The organism is Mycolicibacterium wolinskyi, assembly GCF_002101965.1.
GTDB classification, from domain to species: Bacteria; Actinomycetota; Actinomycetes; order Mycobacteriales; family Mycobacteriaceae; genus Mycobacterium; species Mycobacterium wolinskyi.
In genome coordinates this window covers 157,003-176,096 of record NZ_LQQA01000004.1, presented here as the reverse complement: position 1 = coordinate 176,096, position 19,094 = coordinate 157,003, and the positions used below count along the sequence as shown (strand labels likewise).

At 66.2% G+C, this 19,094-nt stretch carries 16 protein-coding genes; 12 read left to right on the top strand and 4 right to left on the bottom strand.

The genetic code is table 11. The annotated features are described in order from the left end of the window. Positions 1 to 30: 30 nt before the first annotated feature. Both AWC31_RS01465 and AWC31_RS01460 read right to left on the bottom strand, forming a co-directional pair. Positions 31 to 1,305 carry an NtaA/DmoA family FMN-dependent monooxygenase gene (locus AWC31_RS01465; protein WP_085142230.1) on the bottom strand — a complete coding sequence of 425 codons (1,275 nt, stop codon included), beginning with the start codon at positions 1,303 to 1,305 and terminating at the stop codon, positions 31 to 33. Between the two features lie 35 nt (positions 1,306 to 1,340). Further along, complete coding sequence (locus tag AWC31_RS01460; protein WP_085142088.1) at positions 1,341 to 2,300, bottom strand: LLM class oxidoreductase; 960 nt, start codon at positions 2,298 to 2,300, stop codon at positions 1,341 to 1,343. Positions 2,301 to 2,421: 121 nt separating this feature from the next. On the opposite strand from AWC31_RS01460, the gene AWC31_RS01455 reads away from it, so the two are divergent. Genes AWC31_RS01455 through AWC31_RS01435 form a run of 5 tightly spaced genes read left to right on the top strand, consistent with a single transcriptional unit; the run spans position 2,422 to position 8,671 of the window. After that, on the top strand, positions 2,422 to 3,417 hold the full coding sequence (locus AWC31_RS01455) for an ABC transporter permease (RefSeq protein ID WP_234816677.1): 996 nt from the start codon (positions 2,422 to 2,424) through the stop codon (positions 3,415 to 3,417). After that, the gene (locus AWC31_RS01450) at positions 3,414 to 4,259 is read left to right on the top strand and encodes an ABC transporter permease (RefSeq protein WP_085142086.1); all 846 of its coding nucleotides are present in this window, start codon (positions 3,414 to 3,416) and stop codon (positions 4,257 to 4,259) included. Before AWC31_RS01455 ends, AWC31_RS01450 begins: the two co-directional genes overlap by 4 nt. 3 nt (positions 4,260 to 4,262) lie before the next feature. Continuing rightward, positions 4,263 to 5,864, top strand: coding sequence for a dipeptide ABC transporter ATP-binding protein (locus AWC31_RS01445; protein WP_085142085.1), 1,602 nt, complete (start codon positions 4,263 to 4,265; stop codon positions 5,862 to 5,864). Further along, the gene (locus AWC31_RS01440) at positions 5,861 to 7,507 is read left to right on the top strand and encodes an ABC transporter substrate-binding protein (protein ID WP_085142083.1); all 1,647 of its coding nucleotides are present in this window, start codon (positions 5,861 to 5,863) and stop codon (positions 7,505 to 7,507) included. Before AWC31_RS01445 ends, AWC31_RS01440 begins: the two co-directional genes overlap by 4 nt. Before the next feature lie 3 nt (positions 7,508 to 7,510). Then, a complete protein-coding gene (locus tag AWC31_RS01435; protein ID WP_085142080.1) occupies positions 7,511 to 8,671 on the top strand; it encodes an acyl-CoA dehydrogenase family protein in 1,161 nt (386 codons plus the stop codon). A gap of 77 nt (positions 8,672 to 8,748) precedes the next feature. On the opposite strand, the gene AWC31_RS01430 is transcribed toward AWC31_RS01435, so the two are convergent. Both AWC31_RS01430 and AWC31_RS01425 read right to left on the bottom strand, forming a co-directional pair. Beyond that, on the bottom strand, positions 8,749 to 9,762 hold the full coding sequence (locus AWC31_RS01430; RefSeq protein WP_085142079.1) for an aldo/keto reductase: 1,014 nt from the start codon (positions 9,760 to 9,762) through the stop codon (positions 8,749 to 8,751). A 33-nt stretch (positions 9,763 to 9,795) separates the two neighbouring features. Beyond that, a complete protein-coding gene (locus AWC31_RS01425; RefSeq protein WP_085142077.1) occupies positions 9,796 to 10,749 on the bottom strand; it encodes a TauD/TfdA dioxygenase family protein in 954 nt (317 codons plus the stop codon). A 528-nt stretch (positions 10,750 to 11,277) separates the two neighbouring features. Here AWC31_RS01425 and AWC31_RS01420 point away from each other — a divergent pair. The 7 genes from AWC31_RS01420 to AWC31_RS01390 all read left to right on the top strand — a co-directional run bounded on the left by AWC31_RS01420 (position 11,278) and on the right by AWC31_RS01390 (position 19,088). Next, on the top strand, positions 11,278 to 12,210 hold the full coding sequence (locus AWC31_RS01420) for a LysR family transcriptional regulator (protein ID WP_085142075.1): 933 nt from the start codon (positions 11,278 to 11,280) through the stop codon (positions 12,208 to 12,210). Between the two features lie 302 nt (positions 12,211 to 12,512). Further along, positions 12,513 to 13,874, top strand: coding sequence for an NAD(P)-binding domain-containing protein (locus AWC31_RS01415; protein WP_085142073.1), 1,362 nt, complete (start codon positions 12,513 to 12,515; stop codon positions 13,872 to 13,874). Further along, positions 13,874 to 14,965: an LLM class flavin-dependent oxidoreductase gene (locus AWC31_RS01410; RefSeq protein WP_085142071.1), complete on the top strand. Its 1,092-nt coding sequence runs from the start codon at positions 13,874 to 13,876 to the stop codon at positions 14,963 to 14,965. Before AWC31_RS01415 ends, AWC31_RS01410 begins: the two co-directional genes overlap by 1 nt. A gap of 19 nt (positions 14,966 to 14,984) precedes the next feature. Further along, complete coding sequence (locus AWC31_RS01405) at positions 14,985 to 15,731, top strand: YcnI family copper-binding membrane protein (RefSeq protein ID WP_234816676.1); 747 nt, start codon at positions 14,985 to 14,987, stop codon at positions 15,729 to 15,731. 4 nt (positions 15,732 to 15,735) lie between these two features. Beyond that, positions 15,736 to 17,307, top strand: a complete 1,572-nt coding sequence (locus tag AWC31_RS01400; protein WP_234816675.1) for a copper resistance CopC/CopD family protein — start codon at positions 15,736 to 15,738, stop codon at positions 17,305 to 17,307. 12 nt (positions 17,308 to 17,319) lie between these two features. After that, a complete protein-coding gene (locus AWC31_RS01395) occupies positions 17,320 to 18,237 on the top strand; it encodes a MetQ/NlpA family ABC transporter substrate-binding protein (protein WP_085142226.1) in 918 nt (305 codons plus the stop codon). 53 nt (positions 18,238 to 18,290) lie between these two features. Next, complete coding sequence (locus AWC31_RS01390) at positions 18,291 to 19,088, top strand: SDR family NAD(P)-dependent oxidoreductase (RefSeq protein WP_085142065.1); 798 nt, start codon at positions 18,291 to 18,293, stop codon at positions 19,086 to 19,088. The last annotated feature ends 6 nt before the right edge of the window (positions 19,089 to 19,094 follow it).

Sequence of the window (19,094 nt, the reverse complement as noted above, 5' to 3'; positions counted from 1 at the left end):
GCAAGCCAAAGCGCCGGCCGCGCCGGACGACTACGCGAAGCGCGTTGTCACCAAGGTTGGCACGCCGATCGGAGAGACGTGCCCAGTGAACCGTTCCCGCAGAGTCGATTCCGTGTACTCGGTGCGAAACACCCCGCGCTGTTGCAGTAGCGGGACCACTTCGTCGACGAATATCTCCAGACCGTCGGGAAAGACATCGGGCATAAGGTTGAAGCCGTCGGCCGCACCTGCCAGAAACCATCGTTCGATGGTGTCCGCGACGTCGACTGGTGACCCGACGATCACCCGGTGCCCGGCTCCGCTGAACTCCCGGACCGCTTCGCGCAGGGTGAGGTTGCGACTCTCGATCAGCCGTACCACCGATTCCCGGAATCCCAATGAGGCACCGAATTTCGCCGGATCGGAGACCTCACCGAGCAGGCGGGCCGGAACCGGTTCGTCGAGCGGATGTGCCGAGAGGTCTTCGCCGAGCACCTGCGAAAGCCGCTCCAGATCATGGCCGACCGGTAGAAGCGCGTTCTGTTCGTCGTAGCGGCGTTCGGCCTCGGCCCGGTCACTGCCGATCGTGGTGATGAGTCCCGGCAGGATCTTGACGTCGCCGCGCCGGCGGCCGTGCGCGACGGCGACGTCCTTCACGTACCGGTAATGGTCGATGCCTGCGCCCAGGTCGAGTTCAGCGCTGAACACCGCATCGGCTACCCGGCCGGCCAGTTCGCGGCCCTGCGGTGACCCGCCCGCCTGCACCAGCAGCGGGTAACCCTGTGGTGACGGCCCCTGCGGCAACGACCCGACGACGGTGAAGAACTCGCCGTGGTGATCGATACCGCGTCCACTCGGATCGGCGGCATCTCGCCACAGCGCGCGCACCACGTCCACGAACTCCGCGGCCCGCCGGTACCGCGTCGGCCGGTCCGGATAGTCGGCGAGCCCGAAGTTTCCCCCGGCGGGCAACGAATACGTGGTGACGATGTTCCACGCCAGACGCCCGCCGGACAGGTCATCGAGCGCCAGCAGCCGGTGGGCCAACTCGACCGGGTCGTTGAACGTCGAAGACAGCGTCCCGATGAGACCCAGGTGTTCGGTCTCGGCTGCTACCGAAGCCAGAATCACACTGGGCTCCAACGCTTGCGACGGACGCAGCGCCGGGTGTTCCCGCAGAGCTGGGCCGTCGGCGAGGAATAGCGCATCGAGCCGTCCCCGTTCGGCGATACGTGCCATCCGCACGTAGTAGCCCGGGTCGGCGAACGCGGTCGCCGCTTCGCTGCTGCGCTGCCACGAGCCGGTGTGGATACCGACGTTGAGCACGTTGACGTTCAGGATCAGCTCACGGTCGATGCGAGTCACAGGCGTCCTCCCGGAGTGGGAACGGTGGCGAATACGGTGGGGTGGCCGCTGAGATCCGGGGCCGCCGGCAAGGGCAATCTCAGCAGCTCGCGCAGCGTGCCCGCACCGGCCCGGCCGACGATCCCCCGCGCCCGCGCATCGGGCAGCACGCGATCGAGAACGTGGGGCAGTTCGTCGGGTGTCAGACGCAGTATCGCGCCGGCTGCTACCGCCGACCGTGCGAGCCGCTCGAGTGCCGCATCGATGCCATCGCCCGTTCGCAGCCGGACCACTGTGGCGCGGTCGCGCGGGATGGGCTCACCGTCTTCCACCACGAGCAGATCCGCGCCCTCGGCGGCCTCACCGGCGTGCGCTTGCCGCCACACCGGCAGGTCGCCCTGTACCGAACCGGGGACGTTGAGTGGCCCGGCGATGTCATATCCGCGTCGCACATCTGCGCGCCGAATCCTCGTCACGTCGGTGAAGACACCGCTCGCCCGGTCCCCCACGACCGAATCCAATGGCCATGTGCGCCAGAGGGTTCGCACGGCCGACACCACATCTGCGGTGTGGTGTCGATCGAGTCGGGCGTCCGTCCAGGTGTCGGTGGCCGCGTTGAGTGCGATGGTGTGGTCGAAGTCGAGCGCCAACCAGCCGACCCTGCCCTGCGCTGCGTGGTCGACCGAGACCAACCGCCGGGCGAGGTTGTACGGGTGGTCGCGATGTCCCGCGGCCGCGACGACGAGTCCGAGCGTGGCGCTGTGGCGTGCTGCCACCGTGGCGACAAGCGACGGGTCGAGGCTCACCGAGGCGGCGTCGGGCGCCTCACCACGTTGCGCGCCGATCACCCAGTAGGACACCCCCGCGGATTCCAGTCGTCGGGCCAGTGCGGCGATACCGCGTGTCGTGGTGTCGCTGCCTGGGTCATCGAGCCCGTCCCCGGTGACCTCGACTCCGACCGACAGTGAGACAGCCATGGCGCATACGCTACTGACCCAGCCGGCCTGAACAACCGTTGCGATCAACGAAAATTGAATTGCCGCACGACAGTTAAGCTCAGCTGAAGCGTCGGCTTAAAGTTCCTAAAGGTATGAATCCTTGCCGGCGGGCGATCGCGGCAATAGCTTTCCCGAGGTGTTGACCTTCACGCTGCGGCGCATCGCCCAGTCCGTCATCGTGATCGTACTGGCGTATACGGCAGTGTTTTTCGTCCTCAACGTGCTGCCGGGCGATCCTATCGAGCAGCAGATATCGAATCCGGAGAACCCCATCTCCGACCAGGACGCACAGGTTTTGCGTGACTACTATCGGCTCAGCGACCCGGCGATCGTGCAGTTCGGGGTGTCGGTGCAACGCTTGTTCACCGGCGATCTCGGCTACTCGCTCAACAGCGGGCAGTCCGTGTCGCGGTTGATGGCCCATGCGCTGCCGTCGACGTTGGCACTTGCCGGTGTGGCTTTCGTCCTCGCTGCGCTGCTCGGCTTCGCGATCGCCCTCGCCGCCGTGTTCGCACCCTGGCCACCGGTTCGCGAAGCAGCCCGCGCGCTGCCGCCGGCGTTTTTGTCCATTCCGGTGTTCGTCACCGGACTCGTTGCCCTGCAGGTCTTCTCGTTCAGCCTCGGTTGGGTCTCGGCCGTGCGCGACGAGGGCCTCGCGTCGACGGTGCTCGCGGCGCTCCCATTGGCGTTACCCGTGGCCGCTCCCATCGCCCAGGTCTTGATTCAGGGGCTCAGCAATGCAGCCGGCCAACCCTACGTCGAGGTACTGCGGGCCAAAGGCCTTGGCAACGACCGCATCGTCTTCGGACACCTTCTCAAGAACGGATCTATTCCCACCGTGACCATCGTGGCTATCACTGTCGGTGAACTGTTGGCCGGCTCGGTCATCACCGAAACCATCTTCAACCGCACGGGTATCGGATACCTCACCGAAACCGCAGTGCGAAACCAGGACACACCGATCATCCAAGCCGTGGTCATCACGGTGTCGGTGACGTTCGTCGTCGTCAATCTCATTGTGGATCTGCTCTATCCGCTGATCGATCCCCGTATCGAGCGGTCGATTCCGCGCGCGGCAGGGTTGGCCGCCGCATGACACTCACCGAGGCACTCCCCGCAATTCGGATCCCCCGAATCAGGCGCATCGACGTCGGGATCGCCGACCTCGTGCCCCTGCTCTTCCTGGTGCTTGTCGCCGCGATGATCGTCGCCCCGGGCGCTATCGCCCCATACGACCCACTGCAGGAGAATCCGGAACTGCCGCTCGCGGGTCCGAGCCTGGCCCACCCGTTCGGCACCGACTACATCGGCCGAGACCTGCTGAGCCGTGTCGTCGCGGGTACCGGGGCGACCATTGCAGGTTCCTTCATCGCCGTCGTGATCGGCTTGGTGGTCGGAACGATCCTCGGCCTGCTGGCCGCGTACTTCGGCCGCGCCACCGACAGCGTCATCAGCCGCATCGTCGACGTCCTGTTGTCGATTCCCACGCTGCTGCTGTCGATCACCATCATCGTCGCGCTCGGGTTCGGCACGGTGAACGCCGCTATCGCCGTCGGCGTCTCCTCGATCGCGGTGTTCGCGCGGCTTGCCCGGTCCGAGGTGCTCGAGATCCGAAACCTGCCGTTCGTCGAGGCGAGCGAACACCTCGGGGCCGGGCACCTGGCGTTGTTGTTCCGCCATGTCCTGCCCAACTCCTACTCGGCAGTGCTGTCGCTGGCGGCGCTGCAGTTCGGCACCGCCATCCTCGCCATCGCGTCACTGAGCTTCCTGGGCTACGGCGCTCAGCCCCCGGAGCCCGAATGGGGATTGCTGATCTCCGAGGGACGCAACTACATCAACTCGGCACCGGGATTGGTGTTCTTTCCCTCCATCGCGATCGTGCTGACGGTCATGAGCCTGTCCAGGCTCGCCCACATCGTCCGAATGAAGATTGGCTGAAATATGAGTTCCACTGCGTTGTTGGCGGTTTCCGGGCTGACGATCGACTACGGCACCAAATCGGGTGTGGTGCACGATGTCTCGCTCGACGTCGGAGCCGGCCAGGTTGTCGCCCTGGTCGGCCAATCGGGGTCGGGCAAGTCAACCATCGCGCGCGCCGTTCAGGGACTCCTGCCCGACAACGGCCGGGTGGCCGCTGGGGAGATCCGCATCGGCGATCAGGACGTGACCGCACTCTCCCAACGGAAGTGGCGGGAATTACGCGGCACCACGATCGGGTTCGTGCCGCAGGATCCGCTCGGCTCACTCGACCCCTTGAAGCGGGTCGGCGACCAGATCGCGGAGGTGCTCACGGTGCACCGGATCGCCGACCGCCGCCGCGCACAGACTCGCGCGGTCGAACTACTTGAACGCGTCGGTATCCCCCAGCCGCAGCGGCGGGCCAGGCACTACCCGCATCAGCTGTCCGGTGGGCAGCTGCAACGTGTGCTCATCGCCATCGCGATCGCCGGCGAACCCCGTCTCCTGATCGCCGACGAACCGACCTCCGCTCTCGATGTCACGGTGCAACAGCGCATCCTCGAGCTGCTCGACGAGCTCCGGCGAGAACGCCGGCTCGGAGTTCTGTTCATCACGCATGACTTGGCCCTCGCCGAGCATCACAGCGATCACGTCGTTGTCCTCCGCGACGGTGAGGTTCGCGAGACCGGGCCGACGGCAACAGTGTTGGTCGCGCCACAGGATGGCTATACCCGTCAGCTCATCGCCGACGCACCGGCACTGTCCCCGGACAAGTACGCCCGATCCTCCATCTCGCGACAACCTTCCGCCGAACCCATATTGAGAGTCCGTGAACTGGTCAAACAGTTCGGCGAAACTCGCGCCCTGGACTCCGTGTCGTTCGACGTCGAAACCGGCTCGATCCACGCGCTTGTCGGAGAGTCCGGTTCCGGTAAGACCACGGCCGCGCGGGTGTTGGCCGGCCTCACCGATTTCGACTCGGGTGAGGTCCGGGTCGACGGCGTCGTGCGGGAGCCGCGCAGCCCGCTGGATCCGGTGCGGCAGCGGGCACAGGCCCGCACGCTGCAGATGGTGCATCAGAATCCGCTGGCAGCACTCGACCCCCGGTTCACGATCGGTGAAGCGGTCGCAGAACCATTGCGCATCAACCGCATCGGGTCACGGTCGGAACGGCGCCGCGAGGTGGCCGAGGCACTCGACCGGGTCGGGCTCCCGGCGACACTTGCCGACCGCAAGCCGCGCGAGATCTCCGGCGGCCAACGCCAACGCGTTGTTCTTGCTCGGGCCCTGATACTTCATCCGCCGATCCTGGTGCTCGACGAGCCGACCTCGGCGCTGGACGTCACCGTGCAGGCACAGGTCGTGGAGCTGCTCGTCGAACTCCAGCGCGAACTGGTACTCACCTACCTGTTCATCTCGCACGACCTCAGCCTGGTGCGTCAGATCGCCGACACCGTCAGCGTGCTCGAGCACGGTCGGCTGGTGGAAACCGGGCCTGTCGAACAGGTTTTCAGCACCCCGGCCGCGGCCTACACCCGGCGGTTGCTCGACGCGATTCCCGGCGCTCCGGCGCGAGCGGCATGAGCACGCGGCGACGAGTGGCCGCACTCGTGGCGGCGGTGTCGGTCGTCACGTCCGGGTTGGTCGCATGCGGCTCCGACCCCGATCAACGTCCGGCCCCGGCGGGCACCCGCGGCGGCCACCTGACCTATCTGGACGCGGAAGCCCCGGCATCCCTTCAGATCCAGGTCAGCTACTGGCAGAACAGCCTGCTCAAGGACCAGATGCTGGATCGACTCGTGTATCAGGATCCGAAGACCTTCGAGTTCGTGCCCTGGATCGCCGAGCGCTGGACCATCGACGATTCCCAGCTGGTCTACGAGTTCACCATCCGCGAAGGCGTCACCTACAGCGACGGCCAGGTCCTGGATGCCGAATCGGTGCGGCGGAACCTGGACTGGCAAGCGAACGGCGACAAAGCCAAAGGCATCACGCGAAATACCTACTTTCCCAAGGTCAAATCGGTCACAGCCGACAACAGCCGCCGCCTCGTCCGCGTCACGCTGGCCGAGCCGTACGCGCCGTTCATCGCCGTCCTGACGCTCAACACCGCCGGGCTGGTCGCCGACGCCACGATCGACGCCAGCAAGGAGCAGCAGTCGGTCGTCACCAACCTGATCGGATCCGGACCGTTCTATGCCACCTCCGAGATCCCGGACAAGCAGATCGTCCTGTCCAAACGACGTGGCTACAACTGGGCGCCTGCCACCGCACCGCACCAGGGCGAGGCGTACCTGGACACCATCACCGTCATCCCGGTCACCGAGGACAGTGTGCGGGTCGGCGCCCTGCGGGCCGGTCAAGCCGATGCGATCCGCTACTCCCAGCCGCCGGACGAACGCCTGCTGGCCGCGGAAGGTTTCGACGTGCGCGGGCTGCGGACACCGGGATTGGCCAACACTCTAGACGTCCGCCAGACAGCGCCGCACCTGAAAGACATCAACGTCCGCAAGGCGATCGGCTACGGCATCGACCGTGACGAGATTTTGCACACCCTCTACACCGACAACTGGAAGGCCGCGCAGAACATCGTCACCAAGAACTTCCCCGGCTACACCGACCGCAGCGACGCGGTGCGCTACGACCCCGCCGAGGCCGTTCGCCGGCTCGAGGCCTCCGGGTGGACGCACGTCAACGACGACGGGTACCGGACCAAGGACGGCCAAGAGCTCGCAGTGAAGATCTACGTCGACGTCTATGACCACACGGCCAAACCGATGTACGAGCTGATCCAACGCCAGCTCCGACGGATCGGCATCCGGTTGGTGATCCGCCAGACCGATTTCGCCAACTATCCGACCGCCAGCATCGAGGACTCAGTGGGCTTGCGCCGCAACGGATGGCCTACCGCCGACCCGGTGCGTCTGTGGCAGAACTACGACAGCGAGGGCGGTGATCTGTATGCGCTGGAGGGTTCTGACCCGACGATCGACCGCCTGCTGCGGGCCCAGATCAGCGCCACCGATCCGGCGCAACGGCTCAAGTTGCTGCAGGAATACAACAACTACGTGATCGACAACGCGTACTCCATTCCACTGCTGGAGGACACCCAGATCTTCGCCGTCGCGCCGCGGGTGCGGGGATTCGCCAACGCCGCCAACTCGGTGCCGTGGTTCTACGACACCTGGATCGACGGGTCCGCGCCTGCCGGCCCCGGAAAGGACTGACAAATGACTGTTTTCGGCGAGATCGCTGCAGACTACCGCCGCCGTCTGAATGAGGGTGGCAACGAACCACCCGGCCTCGGGCTGAAACTCGTGCGTGAAAACCGACTGGGTGCGGTGCGCCTCGCCGCGGAATACGGCGGCGGTGACTACACGGTGCCGCAGTTCTTCGAGTTCCTGATCTCACTGGCCGAGGCCGATCCCGACCTGGCCCACATTCTGCGCGTGCACTTCGCCAATGCCGAAGAGCTCCAGCGCGTCCCGGTCACCGCGGCCAAGCACCGGTGGATCTCGGTGATCGCCGAGGGCCGCCTGATCGGCGGGGTGAGCTCCGAACAGACCACGCGCAGCGTCGGTGGCCAGAGCTATGACACCAAACTGACTCGGGAAGCCGGCGGTTTGCGGTTGCGCGGCCGCAAGTTCTACAGCACCGGTGCCCAGTTCTCGGACTACCTGCGGGTGACAGCCGAGAACGAAGACGGCGCGCCCGTTGCGGCTGTGGTCCCCGCAGACCGCACCGGGGTCGTCCATCTCGACGATTGGGATGGCGTGGGCCAACGTCATACCGGTAGCGGGACAACCGTCTTCGAGGATGTCGCGGTGTCGGACGACGAGGTGCTCACGCTGGGCACCAACGTGGGCGTCGACCGGGCGCGTGGCGCCCTGGTCCAGTTGTACCTGCACGCGATCGCGGCGGGGATCCTGCGCAGCGTCGCGTCCGAGGCGGCCACACTCGTACGAGAGCGGCACCGTACCTACACATTCGCGACCGCCGACGCCCCCGCGCGCGACCCGCAACTGCTCGAGATCGTCGGCGAGATCGACGCGGCCGCGTACGCCGCCGAGGCGGTGGTTCTGCGCGCCGCAACAGAACTGGCACCCGCGCTGGACGCCGCCCGGGTCAACGGAATCGACGCTGCGCTGGAGGCCAAGGCTTCGATCGCGGCCGCACGGGTCAAGGTCGCGATCGAAGAACCTGCGCTGCGCGCGGCCTCGCGGATCTTCGACGTCGGCGGGGCATCCTCAGCCCGCTCGACGGCACACCTCGACCGGCACTGGCGCAATCTGCGGACCTTGTTCTCCCACAACCCGACCGTGTACAAGGCCCGCGTCCTCGGAGATATCGCAGTAAACGGGGCGCCGCTTCCCGACAGCGGATTCTTCTGATTCGGTCGGCGCCCAGTGTGAAGAAGATGGCGAGATTTCCGGAAAATCTCGCCATCTTCTTCACGTTCGGCACGAGGTCAGGGCGCGGCCGGAGCCTCGGTGCCCAGGTGCTCGGGCCGGATGGACCGGTGGCCACCCACTCCCTCGGCAATGGTGCCGAGCCGTTCGAGATGTTCGTCAGCGAGCTCGACGCTCAAGGCGCCGATGTTCTCCCGTAAGTACTCGGCATGCCGGGTACCGGGAATGGGCACCACGTCATGCCCGCGCGACAGCACCCACGCCAGGGCGACCTGGCTGGGTTGTACCCCGATCCCAGCCGCGACGGCGGCGACGTTGTCGGCCAGGGCACGGTTGCGGTCGAACACGTCGGCACCGAACCGTGGGTGGCGGCTCTGGACGCCCTTGACGTCGGCGGTGGTACGCACCCGCCCGGTCAGCCAGCCCCGCCCCAGCGGGGAGTACGGCACGATCCCGATGCCGAGTTCGCGCGCGATCGGCGCGGTGTCGTTTTCGATATCCCTGGTGAACAATGACCATTCGTTCTGGATCGCGGCGATCGGATGTACGGCGTGCGCGCGTCGCAACGTCTGCGGGCCGGGCTCCGACAATCCGATGTAGCGGATCTTTCCCGCCTCGACGAGTTCCTTGAGGGCGCCGACGGTGTCCTCGATCGGCACTTCGGGGTCAACGCGATGCTGGTAGTACAGGTCGACGTGGTCGATTCCGAGGCGGCGCAGCGAGCCGTCGATCGCGGTGCGGACATACTCCGGCCGGCCGTCGAGTGCACGGGCATTCGGGTTGGTGTCCCGGTCGAGGGCGTTACCGAACTTCGTTGCGATGACGAGGGAATCCCGTCTTCCGCGGATCGCCTTGCCGAGCAGGATCTCGCTGAACTCGGGACCGTAGACGTCGGCGGTGTCGAACAGGGTCACACCGAGATCGATGGCCGTGTCGACGAGTTCTTTGGCCTGCTTCTCGTCTTCGGGCCCGGCGCCCGTGCGAAAGCTCATGAAGCCGAGCCCGATTGGCGAGACGACCGGCCCGTTCGCGCCTAGTTGTCGATGGTCTGTGCTGGGTAGCGCGACTGACATTATGATCCGTTTCTCTTTGCAGGGCAGGTGGGTTCAGGAGCCGTGGAACGGCTCGCCGGACACCAGTTCGGATTCGCGGCCGTCGACGCCCTTGGGTATGTCCCCCTCGAGTGTCACACGGTAGAGGACGCGGTCGTAATCGAGATGGCCGGCGTCCGGGATGGCCAGGTGTGCCGTCGCCCGGTTGTCCCAGAACGCGACACTGCCAGGCGCCCAACGGAAACGCACGGTGAATTCGGTTCGGGTGGCTTCCTCCCAGAAAAGCTTGAGAATCGCCTCGCTCTGAGATGGGCTGAAGCCACGGATCTCCCGGGCACCACGCGTGAACCCGGGACTGACGAACAGGGCCCGCTCACCGGTGACGGGGTGCACCCTGACGGCGGGGTGGTATGCGACGAGGTTGGCCTCCCGGACTTTGCGGTCGCGCTGGCTGCCCGCAACCGCCCTGGTGTTGAACTGATGCTTGATGTCGAGTTTGTCGGCGAACTCGCGCAATTCCTTCGGCAGGTTCTCGTATGCGGCGACCAGATTGGTCCATGCCGTGTCGCCGCCGTACGGGGGCAGGATGTGGGCACGCAGGATCGAGGCCGCGGGCGGGTTCACCAGTGCCGTCACGTCGGTGTGCCAGCTGTTGTCGTACGACGTGCGCTTGCGGCCGAGGTGACGCTCATAGCGACGGCTGTCGATCGGCAGGATTTCCGGAAAGCCCTCCGGCGGCTCCTCCTCATGCGGATGGGCCGGGGTGACGCGGCCGAACCGCCGCGCGAACGCGATCTGCTCGGCGTGGCCGATCTCCTGGTCGCGGAAGAAGATCACCTTGTGGGTGTGGAGCGCGCCCCGGATCTCCTCGACCACACTGGGCTCCAGATCGCCACGGAGATCGACCCCGCGGATCTCTGCGCCGATGTAGCCGGCGAGGGGAACGACGTCCAGGCCGGTTTCGGTGACGGGGCTGCTTGCGGTAGCTCGTTCGGAGAGGTCGGTCATCTGGCTGACTCCTGTATCGAGGTGTTGTCTGGCGAGCGCGGTCCGCCTCGCTCTGGTCAGCGTCGGTTCGGCCGTCGGCGCAAACAACCGTCTTCTGCTACCGGAACCTTTCAGCAAGGCTTAATGTCCCCCGCAACTCCGCAGTTGTCGAGACGCGACGTGCCTTGACGACGCTGGAATTACAACCGCCGTGATTCCTGCGGGCTCGACGACATAAGGCCTGCTCAAACCACCCACAACCGCGGCGGTCGGCGCAGAACGCCGGCACCCACGGACGTTCGTCTGCCATCATTTGGTCTTGTGAACTCGACGGACCTCATCACCATGCTGCACGTCGATCTCATGCGCGACTGTAGCGCGATCTGTTGTCGCTGAGCCTGCTTCGGCTGCCCGGTCACGAACGACAACACTAATCGACACACTGCCCGTCAGTTGTGTCCGCCGCAATCGCACCAACGCTGACGAGGTCCCAATGTCAATCACGTGGATCACCACCCTTCCGGCACGTGCCAGCGCAGGGAGTACCTGATGCTGGACTTACGCCGCATGATGCTGCTGTCCGACCTGGCCGACCTGGGTTCGGTCACCGCCGTAGCGGAGCGGCGCAACATCACGAGTTCTGCCGTATCCCAACAACTTCGCGTGCTCGAAGAAGAGGCGGGCGCGGTCCTGTTCCGGCGCGACGGCCGAACTCTGGGACTGACTCGTAGCGGCCAGGTGCTCGCCGAGCACGTGCGTCGCGTGCTGGTCGCGGTCGACGAAGCCATGAGCGCCGTCGCCGCAACCAGTGACAGGGTCGCCGGGCAGGTCGCGATCGCCACGTTCAACATGGGGATACCGACGCTGGCCGTTCCGCTCATGCAAAGGCTCAGTGGCGAGGCGCCGGATCTACGGGTGCAGGTGCAGCAGGAGTCAAGTTCGGCTGCCATCCGCCTGCTGCGCCAAGGCGAGGTCGACGTCGCGATCACCTGCCAGTACGACTTCGTCGGCGAGGATTCCCCCGGGGGCTTGAACACCGTGCCATTGCTGTTCGAGCCGCTCGTGCTGTTGGCGCCGACACATACCCACCTGAGGATCCGTAAACAGGGCCTTGCCGCACTGGCCGACGGACCATGGGTGACCGGCCCCCAGAATTCCGGCCTCGGCGCCGCGGTCATACGGGCAGGCGAAAGCGCCGGTTTCACACCACAAGTCAAGCACCGGCTGATCGGAGCGCAGAATATCTGTGACCTCGCGGCAACCGAGGTCGCGTCGGCGATCGTGCCCCGCCTGTCGGTCCCGGCGAAGTTGGCAGGTCTCATCGTGCCGGGACTGGATCTCGGCGGGCGGACCATCAGTGCCGTCGTCCGCGCCGGGCGGCAACGCGACCCGAACATCTCGCTGATCCTGCGGACACTGCGGGCGATTGCGGACGAAGCGCTGCCTGTGCAGTCCGATGAGGCGCTGAGCGTCGCCTCTTGAAATCGGGTGCGGCGCGGCACAGACGCAGTTCCACTACACCATTCCCGTAGCGAAAGTTCGGAGCTTTTTCCGCACCTCGTCGATACGTTGCGACCAGTCAACAGATTTCACCATATCCGGTCTGGAGGTCACCCAGGTGAGTCGACGTCAGCTGCACCTGAACGCGTTCCTCATGAGCACGGGCCACCACGAGGCGTCGTGGCGTCTGCCGGAGAGCGACCCGTGCTCGAACCACTGACCCTGTCGACGGTGTTGGCGGGCCGGCCTGCCAATTCCCATCTACTCGCCGAGGCGGTGTCCCGATGACCACACAGGATCTGAGCATTGCGAGCGCGGATATCGCGGCGAAGGAATCGTTACGGTTACTCGGGCTCGACGGCAACAACTGGATCGCGGCGCGCGAGGACGTCGACCACGATGTGGCCATCATTGGCGGTGGACAGACCGGCATCACCACGGCTCATGCCCTGCTGCGGGCAGGGGTGGCGAACGTGACCGTCATCGACGCGGGCCGACAGGAGTCCGATCTGGCCTGGCAGTCCCGCGCACGGATGCGCACGCTGCGGACGGGCAAGACCATCTCGGGGCCCGAGCTGGGCAACGCGGCACTGACGTTTCGCGCTTGGTTCGAAAGCATCTACGGTTCAGCGGCTTTCGATGACATCGACCGCATCGCCACATCCGACTGGGCGGACTACCTGAGCTGGTTCCGTGAGCAGGTCGGTGTGGAGGTTCGCCGCGGCATCCGCGTCATCGACATCGCGCCCGGCGAGACGGGATTGCGTCTGACACTGGAACAAGACGGCCATCGATGGACCGAAACCGCTCGCAAGCTGGTCCTCGCCGGTGGCGTGTCCGGCACCGGCGGTGCCTACATCCCCGCCGAACTTCGTGATCTCCCCGCGGCGCTGTGGGCGCACACCGCCGACGCGATCGACTTCGACTCACTGCGCGGCAAGAGTGTCGCCGTCCTCGGTGCCGCGGCCTCGGCCTATGACACCGCGGCCACGGCGTTGGAAGCGGGTGCGGGCGAGGTGCACGTGTACACCCGCCGTCCCGCTGTCGTCGTCGCCAATCTCGCCAACCGGCCCAACCCGTTGGCACAGGACGTGTTCCATCTCCTCAGTGATGCGGAGCGCTGGGAACAGCGCGTCACGGCGGCCCGGCAGGGCGCCAACGTCCCGGAGGACTCGGTCACCCGTGCCGCAGTCTTCGACAACTACCACCTGCACGTGTCGGCGGCGTGGTCGTCGGCCACCGAGCAGGGCGGCCGCGTGCGGGTGGACGCGGCCGACGGTGTGCGCACGTTCGACTATGTGATCGCCGGAACGGGCTACCAGCAGGACCCGTCCACACGTCCCGAACTCGCGACCATCGCGCCGCAGATCGCGCTGTGGAAGGACGTCTACACACCACCGGAAGGGCTCGAGAACGACATCCTCGCAGTGGCACCGTATCTGGGACCCGGATACGAGTTCACCGAAAAGCAGCCCGGATCGGCGCCGTGGCTCGCCGACATCCATGTGTTCAGCATCGGCGCGAACGTCAGTTTCGGCCGCCCCGTAGGCGACATTCCGAGCTTGCGGATCGGGGTGCCGCGGTTGGCTCAGGCCATCACCAGAGACCTCGTTCTCGCCGATCTCCATGCCGCGAAGGGGGCCTGATGACGACTACCGACCGGCTCGGACACGAGTTTCTCTGGTACATCCCGAACACCGTCGAGCCCGGGCATCGCGGCGACGACACGGTCGATGGCTGGGGATCCCTGGACTACTCGGTCGATCTCGCGCTCCGGGCCGAGCAGCACGGCTGGGCGGGCGCCTTGATCGGCACGGGGTGGGGTCGGCCCGACACCTTCACCGTCGCAACCGCGATCGCGGCACGCACCTCCACCTTCACCCCACTCGCGGCGATCCGGCCGGGCTACTGGCATCCCGCCCACTTCGCCAGTGCGGCGGCAACACTCGATCAGCTCAGCCGTGGTCGGCTGTTCATCAACATCGTCAGCGGCACCGACGACCTGGCGGCATACGGCGACGGCGAATTCGACAAGTCTCGTCGGTACGACCGCACCAGAGAGTTCCTGCAGGTGGTTCGCCGCCTGTGGCGCGAGGAAGACGTCAGTTTCGACGGCGAGTTCTTCCGCGTCGAACATTCGACGGTGGCCCCCCGAGTATTCGGTGCCGAGCAGGGCCGCCACCCCCGTTTGTACTTCGGTGGCGCCTCGACAGCCGCTGAACACGTCGCGGTCGCCGAAGCGGACGTGCAGTTGTTCTGGGGTGAACCCCTCGACGGGATCGCCGAGCGCATCGACCGGTTGAAGACGCTGTCGGACAAGCTCGGTCGTGAACACGCTCCGCTCGAATTCGGATTACGGGTGACCACCCTGATCCGCGACACCACCGAGCAGGCCTGGCGCGACGCCGAAGCCAAGATCGCCTCGATCGCGGGGCGGCCTGATCTGCACGGCCGCAGGCAGGGTGCTGCTGTGGGTCAGCAACGTCTTCTCGACCTCGCCGAACGCGGCGAGGTTCTCGACACCTGCCTCTACACCACGCCCGGCCGCTATGGCGGCGGTGGTGCAGGGACAACCTGGCTCGTCGGTTCGGCCGTTGATGTCGGTGCCGCACTTCAGCGCTACGCCGAACTCGGTGTAACTCACTTCGTGTTGTCCGATACGCCGTACAAGTCCGAGGTCGGCAGGGTCGGTGACGAGTTGCTGCCGCTTCTACAGACCACCTCCGCGCTGTACTGAGAATCAGAATCGAGCTTTCATGCCACCCTTTCGGGCCGCCATGCCGAAGACACCGAGATCGCTTCACCTGCTTGTCGTCTCCACCGTGTTTGCCGCGGGCGCACTCCTTACCGCAGCGCCTGCGGCGGCTCACGTCCGGGTGGACGAAGGACACCAACCGCCCAAGGGCGGGTACGGCATCGTGCGGCTCATCGTGCCGAACGAATCACAACAAGCCGCCACCGTCGCTTTGACCGTGACACTCCCCGACGACGTCGATCTGACGTCGGCTCGGACCTTGCCTATTCCCGGCTGGAGTGCCTCGATCGAGACCGAGCCGTCCGGCGACGGTCAGCGGGTATCGCGAATTACGTGGCGGGCGATCGAGAAAGCCGGTGGTCTCACGCCCTCGGAGTTCGGTGAGTTCACGTTCTCCGCTGGACCGTGGCCCGAGAACGTGGACTCCGTGTCGCTGCTGTCCGATCAGGCCTACAGCGACGGCTCGGTGGTTTCCTGGAACGAGATCGCCGTCGACAAGGACAGTGAGCCGGAGCACCCCGCTCCGGTGGTGACACTGGCAGCCGCCGAATCGGGCCACACTGGCGACGGGCACGGCGTGCCGGGCGATTCCGGCGCCGAGACGGCAACGACGGACCCCACATTGGTCGCCGCCCACGCGCCCGCCGCGGACTCGTGGTGGTGGCGGGCCACGTCGGTCGCCGGTCTCCTGATCGCCCTGGGCACCGCGGCCACACTCGGTGTTGTGCTGCGGCGCAACAGGTCTTAGGAATGTGTCGCGAACACGTGCGGCACTGTGGGGGCTGATCATGGTCGTCCTGACCGCGGGTTCGCTGTGGGCGGCCACGCCCGCGGCGGCACATGCCACCGTGGTGGCGAGCACACCCGCCGACGGCGCACGACTTGACGGGTCCCCCACCGTGCTGGCGTTCGACCTGAATGAACCCGTATCCCTCGTCGACGGTTCCACACAGCTCATCGACGTCGACGGCACGCACTACCCGCTGGCTGATCAGCGCCTGGAAGGCGGCCGACAACGTATCGTGTTGCAGCTGGCCGAAACCCTGCCCGACGGCGCGTACCTGGCAACCGCCCGGGTGGTCTCCGCCGACACTCATGTCGTATCCCTGTCGATCCGGTTCACCGTCGGCTCGGTGACCGAGCAGGGGCAGTGGACGGACGTCGGCGGCCAGTCGGCGGTCGACCGGGTAGTGCTGCTGCCCATCAAGATCCTGGTGTATCTGGGAACCGTCGCCTCGGCCGGGCTGCTGCTCGCGAGCCGGTGGTCTTGGCCGGAAACCGTTGGAACGCCCCGGTTCCGCACTGTCTACCGGGCGGGCGCCGGTCTGCTGATCGCCGGTCTGCTCGGCCGGTTCACCGTGCTCGTCGCCGAACAGGCCGGTGCGGTCGCCGCCGTATCGTGGTCGGCGATCACGACCATCGCACGCACGCCGTTCGGCATCGCGCTGGCGATGGCCGCCGTACTTAGCATGGCGACGTTCCTCCGCCTACCCGCCCGGCACCGCGATGCCGAGGTAATCGGGCTTTTCCAGGCCGCGGCAGCCATCGTCGCGGTCACCCTCGGAGGCCATGGCGGCTCGACCAACCTGTGGCCGTTGCCGTTTGTCGCGACCCTGCTCCACGTCTACGCCACCGCGGTCTGGCTGGGCGGAGTGACGGTGATCGCCTTGGTGCACAAGGCCGTTCCGCATCTGGCGCGATGGCATCGGGTGGTCGTCGGTCACCTCGTCCTTGCGGTCGGGGCCGGCGTGGTTCTGGCAGTTCTCCAGATCCGACCGTTCGCCGCGCTGTTCAGCACGTCCTACGGAATCACTCTGCTTGTGAAAGCGGGCCTGGTGGCGGCCGCGATCGGTGCCGGCTATGCCGCCTTCCGCGCGTTGCGCGTGCGTCCGAGGCATCGGACGCACGCCGTGCTCGTCGAGACCACATTGGCCCTGCTGATCCTGGGCCTGACGTCCTCGCTGTCGTCCTTGACGCCCGCGCGTGAGACCTACACGACCAACATCGCCACCCGGCTGGATTTCGGTGGATCCGACACACTCGACGTCGATATCGACACCGTGCGCCGCGGCGCCCAGGTGGTGACGGTCCGCGATCGGGACCCGGGTTCGGCCGACGTCGAGGTGGGTGTCGAATTTTCCTCGGCGCAAGCCAATGTCGCACGTTTGCCGGTGGAACTCGTGCGGGATCGCAGCGCGGACGGCGCGGTCGTGTGGCGCAGCGACGGCCTCATCGTGCCCGCACCCGGCCGGTGGAAGGTGACCGTGCGATTCGACAGGGGCCGTGGTCCGAAGTTGGCGTCATTCTTCTACGAGGTGCTGTAGATGGGGTTTCAAATGAGATTGGTACGCAATGTCATGGCTGTCATCGCGGCGGTATGGGTGGCCGCGACGGCGGCGAGTTGCTCGAACGACGTGTCGGTGACGTACTCCGAAAACACCCCCGGCGATGCCCTGCGCGTCCAGGTCGGCGGTGAAGGCTACCGCGACGTGTTGGAGTACGTGTCGAAGGCCAAGCTGGCAGGCGATGTGGAACTCGAGTTGGTCGACGCTCCGGCCGATGCGAACGCCCACGTGGCAGACGGCAGAGCCGATCTCGCGTTCTACCAGACCCAGCCGGCTTTTCTCGGCAATCGGGAGACCGACGGGCACGGCACGCTCAGCATCGTCTCCAAAGTCGACGTCGCCCCTTACGCTCTCTACTCCTCGAAGTGGAAGGATCTCGAACCCACCGACGACTGGGTGAACTCGAACCTGGTCTCGGACAAGGTCACCGGACAGAGTCTTCCCCACGGCGCCGAGGTGGCGGTGCCGCAGACCAAAGCCGGGTTCGCACGGAGTCTGTACCTGTTACAGACAGCGGGGCTGGTGAAACTCGACCGCCCGTTCGGTGGGCTTACGGTCGCCGATCTGTCGGTGTCGGATGCGAATGTGCTGGAATCGCAACGGCATCTGGCCATTCGCCAACTCGACTTCGCCGAGTACGCCGAGGACATCTACCACAACTACGACGCGGTGGTGCTCGACCCCACCACCGCGACGTCGATCGGCCTGGTTCCGGCGAACGACGCGCTTGCGATCGAGCCGGGGCCCGGCAATCCGTATGCCCGCGTCCTCGTCGCTGCGTCCCGCCTGGCCGGTGATCCGCGGGTGTCCGCACTCGCGCACGCGCTGGAGAGCAAGGAGGTGGCTCAGTATCTCGCGACCACATACCACGGCAAGTTCATATCGGCGCATGTGCCGTTCGCACCCTGACATCCGACCCGTGGCCCCGCGCCAAATATCCCAACCACACAAGGAGACATGAGATGGATCTGCGACTGACCGACAAGCGGGCGATCATCACCGGCGGCAGCAAGGGAATCGGGCTTGCCATCGCCCACGCACTGGCGGCCGAGGGAGTCGACGTCGTACTCGCCGCACGCACCCGGGACCCATTGGAGAAAGCCGCTGCCGAAGTCGCCGAACGCAGCGGCAGGCGCGCCATTCCGGTCGTCGCCGACGCCGGCGACGACGAATCGGTCAAGGCGCTGGTGGCTCATGCCGTCGCCGAACTCGGCGGCGTGGACATCCTGGTGAACAACGCGTCCAACCAGGCGATCGGCTCGGCATTCCCCGGCCTGGCAGGTACGACCGACGAGGCTTTCTGGGGCGACGTCAACGTCAAAGTCGTCGGCTATCTGCGGACCGCGCGGGCAGTGGCCCCACATCTGATCGATCAGGGCTGGGGACGGATCATCAACATCAGCGGCCTGGGCTACCGACAGACGCACTCGATCGTACGCAGCATTCGCAACGTCAGCGTCGCTGCGCTGACGAAGAACCTTGCCGACGAACTTGGGCCGCACGGGATCAACGTCACCGTCGTACACCCGGGCCAGACCCGCACGGAGAGCAAGTCACTGGACTATCTGGCGGCCGCGGAGAAGGCTGGCCTGGCGATCGGTGAATACGAGAAGCGCATCGCGAACAACGCGATCGGGCGGGTGGTCGAAGCGGCCGAGGTGGCTGACGTCGTTGCCTTCCTTGCCTCGCCGCGCAGCGTGAGCATCACCGGGGACGCGGTCGCCGCAGGCGGTGGCTTGCTGGGTGCGATCAACTATTGATTGGGC

Coding starts and splice junctions, on each gene's coding strand:
- AWC31_RS01450 (WP_085142086.1), top strand. CDS start 3,414: ATGACACTCACCGAGGCACTCCCCGCAATTCGGATCCCCCGAATCAGG.
- AWC31_RS01445 (WP_085142085.1), top strand. CDS start 4,263: ATGAGTTCCACTGCGTTGTTGGCGGTTTCCGGGCTGACGATCGACTAC.
- AWC31_RS01415 (WP_085142073.1), top strand. CDS start 12,513: ATGACCACACAGGATCTGAGCATTGCGAGCGCGGATATCGCGGCGAAG.
- AWC31_RS01410 (WP_085142071.1), top strand. CDS start 13,874: ATGACGACTACCGACCGGCTCGGACACGAGTTTCTCTGGTACATCCCG.
- AWC31_RS01460 (WP_085142088.1), bottom strand. CDS start 2,300: ATGGCTGTCTCACTGTCGGTCGGAGTCGAGGTCACCGGGGACGGGCTC.
- AWC31_RS01440 (WP_085142083.1), top strand. CDS start 5,861: ATGAGCACGCGGCGACGAGTGGCCGCACTCGTGGCGGCGGTGTCGGTC.
- AWC31_RS01430 (WP_085142079.1), bottom strand. CDS start 9,762: ATGTCAGTCGCGCTACCCAGCACAGACCATCGACAACTAGGCGCGAAC.
- AWC31_RS01395 (WP_085142226.1), top strand. CDS start 17,320: ATGAGATTGGTACGCAATGTCATGGCTGTCATCGCGGCGGTATGGGTG.
- AWC31_RS01435 (WP_085142080.1), top strand. CDS start 7,511: ATGACTGTTTTCGGCGAGATCGCTGCAGACTACCGCCGCCGTCTGAAT.
- AWC31_RS01405 (WP_234816676.1), top strand. CDS start 14,985: ATGCCACCCTTTCGGGCCGCCATGCCGAAGACACCGAGATCGCTTCAC.
- AWC31_RS01390 (WP_085142065.1), top strand. CDS start 18,291: ATGGATCTGCGACTGACCGACAAGCGGGCGATCATCACCGGCGGCAGC.
- AWC31_RS01420 (WP_085142075.1), top strand. CDS start 11,278: ATGCTGGACTTACGCCGCATGATGCTGCTGTCCGACCTGGCCGACCTG.
- AWC31_RS01425 (WP_085142077.1), bottom strand. CDS start 10,749: ATGACCGACCTCTCCGAACGAGCTACCGCAAGCAGCCCCGTCACCGAA.